General features: G+C 56.7%; 6 protein-coding genes. All 6 read left to right on the forward strand.

Annotation, left to right across the window (positions count from 1 at the left end):
* The first annotated feature begins 145 nt into the window (after positions 1 to 145).
* Positions 146 to 2,257 (forward strand): elongation factor G, encoded by a 2,112-nt coding sequence (locus HMPREF9623_RS00240; RefSeq protein ID WP_009531875.1) that lies wholly within the window; start codon positions 146 to 148, stop codon positions 2,255 to 2,257.
* 200 nt (positions 2,258 to 2,457) lie between these two features.
* The gene (locus HMPREF9623_RS00245) at positions 2,458 to 3,618 is read left to right on the forward strand and encodes an ABC transporter substrate-binding protein (RefSeq protein WP_009531876.1); all 1,161 of its coding nucleotides are present in this window, start codon (positions 2,458 to 2,460) and stop codon (positions 3,616 to 3,618) included.
* A gap of 151 nt (positions 3,619 to 3,769) precedes the next feature.
* Positions 3,770 to 4,477, forward strand: a complete 708-nt coding sequence (locus HMPREF9623_RS00250; protein ID WP_009531877.1) for a CAP domain-containing protein — start codon at positions 3,770 to 3,772, stop codon at positions 4,475 to 4,477.
* Between the two features lie 50 nt (positions 4,478 to 4,527).
* Positions 4,528 to 6,075, forward strand: a complete 1,548-nt coding sequence (locus tag HMPREF9623_RS00255) for a hypothetical protein (protein ID WP_009531878.1) — start codon at positions 4,528 to 4,530, stop codon at positions 6,073 to 6,075.
* A gap of 103 nt (positions 6,076 to 6,178) precedes the next feature.
* Complete coding sequence (locus tag HMPREF9623_RS00260; RefSeq protein ID WP_009531879.1) at positions 6,179 to 6,571, forward strand: DUF2752 domain-containing protein; 393 nt, start codon at positions 6,179 to 6,181, stop codon at positions 6,569 to 6,571.
* A 33-nt stretch (positions 6,572 to 6,604) separates the two neighbouring features.
* On the forward strand, positions 6,605 to 6,743 hold a 139-nt coding region (locus HMPREF9623_RS12210; RefSeq protein ID WP_009531880.1), incomplete at its 3' end, for a zinc-ribbon domain-containing protein.

The raw sequence follows: 6,743 nt of genomic DNA on the forward strand, positions 1-6,743 counted from the left end.
CTTTGACTGTCAACAAAGGCAAAATTGTGCGCTATGCTGTAAATGTCTTGCAATTTTCTGTTAAAATTAGTAGAATAATTAGAGATAAAAGCTCGACCAAAACAGCTGTTATCGGGATATCAACGAATAGGAGGAGCTGTTCACAATGAAAGTTTACGAGACTTCACAGATTCGAAACGTTGTGCTCATGGGACACGGAGGCGCCGGTAAGACGACGCTCGCAGAGGCTTGCGCCTTTGTCGGCGGTGCGATTAAGAAAATGGGAAGCGTTCCGCAGGGCACAACGCTCAGCGATTACGATAAGGAAGAGCAGCGCCGCGGTTTCTCGATCAGCACAGCGCTGATTCCGGTCGAATATACGGATCAGGACGCAGAACCGGTGAAAATCAATTTCCTCGACACCCCCGGCTATTTTGACTTTGTCGGCGAGGTGGAAGAGGCGGTCGCGGCGGCGGATGCGGCCGTGATTGTGGTCAACTGCAAGGCCGGCTTGGAGCCCGGCACCATCAAGGCCTGGGAGCTCTGCGAAAAGCTCCGCCTGCCGCGCATCTTCTTTGTGACCAATATGGATGATGACAAGGCGAGCTATCGCGAATTGCTCTTAAAGCTCGAGTCCCGCTTCGGAAAGCGCGTCGCGCCCTTGCATCTTCCGATTCGCGAGAACGAAAAGTTTGTGGGCTTTGTCAACGTCGTCAAGATGAAGGGCCGCCGCTTTGCGGAGCACAGCGCTGCGTACACGGATTCCGATATTCCGGATTACTCCGAGCACAACTTAAAGATTGCGCGCGAGGCGCTGCTCGAGGCGGTCGCGGAGTCGAGTGAAGCGTTCATGGAGCGCTACTTCTCCGGCGAGAGCTTTACCGAGGAAGAAATTTATACGACGCTCCGCGAACAGGTCGCAACCGGTGACATGGTTCCGGTCATGATGGGCTCCGGTGTGAACGCGCAGGGCGCAAACGCACTGATGAATGCGATTGTCCGCTACTTCCCCTCGCCCGAGAGAGCGGCGCGGGACAACGGCGTGGATTTGACGACAGGCGAGCATCTGGTTGCCAATTATAAGCCGGATGTAAATCTCTCGATGAAGGTCTTTAAGACCATCGCGGATCCGTTCATCGGCAAGTACAGCCTGGTTAAGGTGCTGACCGGCGTGCTCCGTCCGGACAGCGAACTCTTCAATACCGGCAAGGAAGTCGAGGAGAAGAGCGGCAAGATTTATGTGCTCCGCGGCAAGGAAGCAATCGAAGTCACCGAGCTTCGCCCGGGCGATATCGGCGCGATGGCCAAGCTGAACGAGACCGAGACCGGCGACACGCTCGCGAAGAAGCAGGCGCCGATTCTCTACAACCCGCCGCAGATTTCGAAACCCTATACCTATAAGGCATATGTCGCAAAGAATAAGGGCGATGAGGATCGCATTGCCTCCGGTCTCGCGAAACTCATGGAAGAGGATCGCACGCTTCGCACCGAGGTCGATGCGGAAAATCGCCAGTCCCTGCTCTACGGCATCGGCGACCAGCAGCTTGAAATTGTCGTGAGCAAACTCGCGAGCCGCTATAAGGCTGAGATTGTGCTCGAGAAGCCGCGCTTTGCGTTCCGCGAGACCATACGGAAGAAGGTTGAGGCGGCGGGACGCTATAAGAAGCAGTCCGGCGGTCACGGCCAGTTCGGCGATGTCAAGATGAGCTTCGAGCCCTCGGGCGACCTTGAAAAGGCCTATGTGTTCGAGGAGCAGGTCTTTGGCGGCGCGGTTCCGAAGAATTACTTCCCGGCGGTTGAGAAGGGCATTGCGGAGTGCTGCAAGAAGGGCCCGCTCGCGGCATACCCGGTGGTCGGTCTGAAGGCAGTGCTGCTCGACGGTTCTTATCACCCGGTCGATTCCTCCGAGCTTGCATTCAAAATGGCGGCGAGCATCGCGTTTAAGAAGGGCTTCCTCGAGGCGATGCCGGTACTGCTCGAGCCGATTGTGGCACTCACGGTGCGCGTGCCGGATGCGAACACCGGCGATGTGATGGGCGATCTGAACCGCAGAAGAGGTAGAGTGCTCGGCATGGAGTCCGATCACCACGGCAGGCAGCTGATTCACGCGGACATTCCGGCGTCCGAGCTCTACGGCTACGGCGCAGACCTTCGCTCCTTAAGCGGCGGTCTCGGCGAGTTCGCTTACGAGTTCAGCCGCTACGAGCAGTGCCCGGGCGATGTGCAGAAGCGCGAGGTCGAGGCGAGAGCTTCGCTTTTGAAGGGCGAAGAAGAGTAAGAAGGAAGACGTATCCCCGGCATGCAAAAGTGCCGGGGATTTTTGCTGTGCGAAGAGACTGTAAGATGAAGAGTAAAGTCATAAAAACGTAAGCACCTTCCGGCTGGAGTTTCGCGCTGCTTCGTGCGAAAATAGAGGCGGTCACCGGTGGAAGCAACCACGGATTCAGGCACCTGTGTGACCGGACGGAGGAAAGAATCATGCGAAACAGAAAACAGGGAATGTATGTTTTATCGGCCGCGGCACTTGCGACTGCGCTCCTTTTTGCCGGCTGCGGACAGAAGGCAAACCGGCAAGGGAGCGCAAACAGCAGTGAGACAGGGCAGGCGGAGAGCGCGAACGAGGCGCGCGAGACTTATGCCTATCAGTCGGAAGAGGCGGACAGCAACGATCTTCGCCACTTCAAGGACGCCGCGGGGCGTGATGTGAGTGTCAAAAAAGATCTCACGAAGGTCGCGGTGCTCTCGACCGATGCGCAGTCCTACCTCTATATGATTGCGCCGGAGAAACTTGTCTCGGTTTGGCAGGAGCCGAAAGCAGAGGACTATGTGCCCTCGGCCTATGCAAATCTCCCGGCAATCGGAAAGAACAAGGCGAGCGACCAGAAGGCAGCGCTCCTGTCGTATCAGCCGGAAGTCATTCTATATATGTCGAACGGCAATGAGAAGGAGACCGGAACCGGTGCGATGGCGGACAAGCTCCAGGCGGATTTCGGTGTGCCGGTGGTCGAAATCGACTCGAGCTTCGCGGGACAGGGCAATGCGTTTCGCATGCTCGGCGATCTCCTCGGTAAGCGGGAGCGGGGCGAAGAGCTCGCAGCCTACACGGACGATGTATACCGGCGCGTGACGGCTGTCGCGGAGAAGGAAAAGAAGAAAGAAAAGAAGCTCATCTGCTTCCGCGGGAGCATGGAAAATGAAGTGCTTTTAAAGAGCGCCAAGACGAGTGAGGTCATAAATCTTCTCGCGGACAATGTCGTCGAGATGCAGGGAACCGAGGCGCAGCAGCGCGGCGGTAGCATGATACTTGAGGCAGCCGATGTGAAACAGCTGAATCCGGATGTGATTCTGACGGATACGGCGAATTTTTTGAATCAGATGAACAGCGACAGCAGCTGGCAGGAAATTCCGGCCATCAAAAACACGCAGGTCTATCTGATTCCGTCGCGGCCGCATTCCTGGGTTCTTTCGCCCGCGCAGTATCCGATCGGCGCAATCTGGCTCGCGAACACCTTATATCCGAAGCAGGCGAACTTTGACCTCGAGAAAGAGATCCAGCAGTACTTTAAAACCTGTTACGGCAAGAATCTGAGCGCGGAAGAGTATCAAAACTTACTGAGCCCGCAAGAAAACGGGCAGTGAGACAGGTGGCGAAACAAGCGACGAAAAGCCGAATACAGCACAGTTGTCTATAAGAGAATGTAAAATCAAAGTAAAGAAGATAACTTGCAATTCTGTCTGAAAAAAACTACAATTCAGGTTCGGAATCATATTGCACAACGAGGAGAGAGACATGAAGAAAATTGTAGGGGTGCTTGCGGCGCTCGGCGTTTTGGCGGCAATGCCTCTGACAGCATGGGCATCTGCCTGGCAGCAGACCAACGGCAGATGGTGGTATCAAATGGACGGCGGCAAGTACCCTGTCAACGGCTGGATGTGGATTGACGGTGACCGGAACGGAATTGCGGAGTGCTATTACTTTGATCAGGCGGGTTATCTTCTGACCAATACGGTTACGCCGGACAACTGCCGTGTGAATCAGAGCGGTGCCTGGGTGGACGAAAACGGCACAGTTCACACAAAGCGCGTGCCGATTGTGCAGGAGAGCAGCAAAAATATAGAGGCAGAGCGGCAGGAAGTGCTGCGCCTCGTCAATGCGGAGCGGCGGAAGCGCGGACTCAGCGAACTCACGGAGAACCCGCTGCTCGAGGGCATTGCGGACCAGCGCGCGTCGGAAATCATCAGACTGTTTGATCATACAAGACCGAACGGCCAGAGCTTTGACTCGCTCTACCAGGAGCGCGGTGCGACAGGTTACGGTCGCTGGGGGGAGAATATCGCAATGGGACAGCCGGACGCAGCGGCGGTGGTCACGGCCTGGATGAACAGCCAGGGACATCGCGAGAACATTCTGCGACCGGAGTTCACGGAAATCGGCATCGGTGTCCGCTATGAGAACGGGCAGATGTACTGGGTGCAGAATTTCGGCGGCTATTATTGATCATCGATCATCGTAGTAAGGCACTAAAATAAAAAAGGGGAGGACCGGAGATGAAAAAGTCAAAGAAGGCATTGGCCCTCGGCGTCGCATTGCTCGCGCTCGGCGCGACGGCCTGTGCGGCAAAGGACACGAAGTCCGTACAGAGCACGGCAGCCACGACAGAGAGTGCGGCGTCTGCCGGGGAGAGCACGGCGGCGGAGAGCAAGCAGGCAGAGGCAGAGGATGACAAGCAGGCGGCGGCACCGGAGCAGCTTCGCGTGAGCATCGAGAGCATCCGTTCGACGCGGGAGCGCGAGTCGGGCGGCGAGACCGGTATGGGAAGTCAGGATCGGTTTTACGAGTATCCGGATTGGGCCATGCTTCCGACCGTCCCGGACGGCGCAACCGCTGCGCTCACCAAGGCACTCGACGCGTATGCGGACACCCAGCAACAGGCACTTGAGGCGTATGCGGCGGCACATCAAAACAGCGCAGAGGATGACTCGCTGCTGAATCGGTACGCGGGCGATGTGCGCCTGACCCGGAGCGACAGCAATTATCTGAGCTTTGTGCGCGGCACCGACAGCTATTCTGCGGATGCCGAGGACTATACTTATGACAGCAAGACCGGTGAGCGCGTTTTGCTCACACAGATTGTGCGCGATGAGAAGCAGTTCGACAGCGCAGTCGATCAGGTGACGCAGGAGACCGGCATGACAGAGCTTGCGGCGCTGGCAAAAGAGGGCTTCCCGGCGAATAAGCTGGTCTGGGCACTCGGCAACGAGGGGCTGGAACTCTATCTTCCGAAGAGCGACGGAAACTATGTGATGTACATTCGCGTGGTGCTCTCCTATGAGAGTTTTCCGGACCTTTTCACGGACCGGGTGAAAGCGCGTCCCGCACAGTACGCGGCGGTTCTTGTCCCGAATCAGCAGGCCTATATCGACGGCAAACGGATTCATGTCAGCGCGCCGAGCGGACAAAGCGGCAGTTTTACCGTCGAAGTTGACAACAAGGAGCACACATTCAAAAAATCGGAGGAGTCGGGCGACCTTCTGAGCCTTGTCTTCGTGAAGACGACAGAGGGTGATTTCCTCTACTGCGAATTCGTCGGGGATATCGCCGATGACTCGCAGCTTGTCGAAGTAAACCTGGCAGACATGAGCGAAACCACAGAGCTCGGCACCCCGGACCTCTGCACAGGTTTTGACCTGCAGCGGGTCACCGATCCGGCGACGCTCTTCCTCAATGCGCGGCTCGATACCTTGAGCACGCTGACCGCGAGCCTGCCGGTCTCCGTGGGACAGGGCGGCAAGCTCGAGGCGCAAGGCAGCTATCAGTACCTCGGTGTCACAGAGCTTCACACGAAGCAGGCGCTTACCTTGTCTCTCGTGAAGAACGGCAAGGAGAGCGGTGAGACCGTAGAGCTCCCGGCGGACACAAAACTCTTCTTCTATGCGGGCGACGGAAAGAGCTATGTGGACTTCCGCCTCGAGGACAACAGAGTGGTCCGCGTGCACATCGCTTCGGATGAAAACGGACCGGACGGTTCGCTCTGGAAAGTAGAGGGCAAGTATTACGACAAGGATGTATTCTCCGGCATGCGCTATGCAGGGTGAGAGATGCAGCGTTCCAAGTTGCTTACAATATTCTGAATTTCCTTTTTTTCACCTCTGTTTTCGCATATACTGACACCGTTATATGCGCAAAGACGGAGGCGGTATGAGAGCTGCGGAGATTCGGGGAGCAAAAGAGCGAAGGCGGGCAGTGAGAAGACTCACTGTCCGCCTTGTGTTGCTCGGGCTCGCCTATGCGCTGTTTATTCAGTGCACGGGCATCGGGATTCCCTGTCTGTTTCGCCTGGTGACAGGGTATCGCTGCCCGGGTTGCGGCATGACGCACGCGGCGATGGCATTGTTGCACGGACAGCCGCGCACAGCCTGGCGGGAAAATCCGCTGAGTCTCACGGTTGTGCCGCTCTTGGTGTTCTACGGCACATATCGCGCCGAGGTCTATATCCGGACTGCGCGCACAGACTTCAAGGGATGGGAAATTCTGTTTCTTGGCGTCCTCTGGGCGGTCGTTCTGCTATTCTGGCTGCTCAGGAACCTGTAGACATCGCTTTGAATGAGGAAAGGGGAGGGAACGATGTATTGTCCGAATTGCGGCACAAAAATTATACCCGGGGCAAAGTTCTGCCCGAACTGCGGGGAGAAGCTGGAGTTTGCGCCGGAGAACACCGCGGGTGAGAGCACGGCTGAGAACAGCGAGGCAACGCAGCAGACAG

The organism is Stomatobaculum longum (genome assembly GCA_000242235.1).
GTDB classification, from domain to species: Bacteria; Bacillota; Clostridia; order Lachnospirales; family Lachnospiraceae; genus Moryella; species Moryella longum.

Excerpts from the sequence above, each read along its gene's own strand:
- HMPREF9623_RS00240 (WP_009531875.1), top strand. The coding sequence starts at position 146 with ATGAAAGTTTACGAGACTTCACAGATTCGAAACGTTGTGCTCATGGGA.
- HMPREF9623_RS00245 (WP_009531876.1), top strand. The coding sequence starts at position 2,458 with ATGCGAAACAGAAAACAGGGAATGTATGTTTTATCGGCCGCGGCACTT.
- HMPREF9623_RS00250 (WP_009531877.1), top strand. The coding sequence starts at position 3,770 with ATGAAGAAAATTGTAGGGGTGCTTGCGGCGCTCGGCGTTTTGGCGGCA.
- HMPREF9623_RS00255 (WP_009531878.1), top strand. The coding sequence starts at position 4,528 with ATGAAAAAGTCAAAGAAGGCATTGGCCCTCGGCGTCGCATTGCTCGCG.
- HMPREF9623_RS00260 (WP_009531879.1), top strand. The coding sequence starts at position 6,179 with ATGAGAGCTGCGGAGATTCGGGGAGCAAAAGAGCGAAGGCGGGCAGTG.